This window comes from Streptomyces sp. CB01881, from assembly GCF_002953255.1.
GTDB lineage: Bacteria > Actinomycetota > Actinomycetes > Streptomycetales > Streptomycetaceae > Kitasatospora.
In genome coordinates this window covers 10,543,866-10,545,298 of the sequence record NZ_CP026498.1, presented here as the reverse complement: position 1 = coordinate 10,545,298, position 1,433 = coordinate 10,543,866, and the positions used below count along the sequence as shown (strand labels likewise).

At 68.9% G+C, this 1,433-nt stretch carries 1 protein-coding gene; it reads left to right on the top strand.

Going from position 1 to position 1,433, the window contains the following annotated elements:
• Window positions 1-280: 280 nt before the first annotated feature.
• A partial coding sequence (gcl, locus tag C2142_RS40935; RefSeq protein WP_241003331.1) for a glyoxylate carboligase occupies window positions 281-1,433 on the top strand: 1,153 nt, incomplete at its 3' end.

Genomic DNA, 1,433 nt, shown 5'->3' with positions numbered 1-1,433 from the left:
CGGCCGGCACCCCGCCCCGGCACGACACCCCGGCACCCCGCCCGGCCCACACCCCGGCACCGCATCCGGCCCACCCCCATGACCGCCGCCCGCCACTCGCGACCTGCGGTTTCCGCCGAACAGCCGGCTTCCACATTCTGTTGAAACTCCCCTTGACGCCTCGCCAGGCGCCGCCTTACTTTGTTTCCGCATACAGAAACCGTTCTTCCGTATGGTGGAATTCTGGAGATGAGCCCTCCGACCCACTGCGGGCCGACGCAGGAGAAACCCGATGCCTCGTATGACAGCCGCCCGCGCGGCAGTGGAGATCCTCAAGCTCGAAGGCGTTGAGGTCGCGTTCGGCGTGCCGGGCGCCGCGATCAACCCCTTCTACAAGGCGCTCAAGGAGGGCGGCGGCATCCGGCACACGCTGGCCCGCCACGTCGAGGGCGCCTCCCACATGGCGGAGGGCTACACCCGCGCCAAGGCCGGCAACATCGGTGTCTGCATCGGCACCTCCGGCCCGGCCGGCACCGACATGATCACCGGCCTCTACTCGGCGATCGCCGACTCGATCCCGATCCTGTGCATCACCGGCCAGGCCCCGGTCTCCAAGCTGCACAAGGAGGACTTCCAGGCCGTCGACATCGCCTCGATCGCCAAGCCGGTCACCAAGAAGGCCACCACCGTCCTGGAGGCCGCCCAGGTCCCGGGCGTCTTCCAGGAGGCCTTCCACCTGATGCGCTCCGGCCGTCCGGGCCCGGTCCTCATCGACCTGCCGATCGACGTCCAGCAGACCGAGATCGAGTTCGACCCCGAGACGTACCAGCCGCTGCCGGTCTACAAGCCGCAGGCCTCGCGCGCCCAGGCCGAGAAGGCGATCCGGTTCCTGCTGGAGTCCGAGCGCCCGCTGATCGTCGCCGGCGGCGGCATCATCAACGCCGACGCCTCCGACCTGCTGGTCGAGTTCGCCGAGCTGACCGGCGTCCCGGTCATCTCGACCCTGATGGGCTGGGGCACCATCCCCGACGACCACGAGCTGAGCGCCGGCATGGTCGGCGTCCAGACCTCGCACCGCTACGGCAACGCGACCTTCCTGGAGTCGGACTTCGTCCTCGGCATCGGCAACCGCTGGGCCAACCGCCACACCGGGTACAACCTGGAGGCGTACACCAAGGGCCGCAAGTTCGTCCACGTCGACATCGAGCCCACCCAGATCGGCAAGATCTTCGCCCCGGACTACGGCGTCGTCTCCGACGCCAAGGCCGCGCTGGAGCTCTTCATCGAGGTCGCCAAGGAGCTCAAGGCCGCGGGCACGCTGCCCGACTTCGGCGCCTGGGCCGCGTCCGCGCAGGAGCGCAAGGCCACCCTGCTGCGCCGCACGCACTTCGACAACATCCCGATGAAGCCGCAGCGCGTCTACGAGGAGATGAACAAGGCCTTCGGAGACCCGG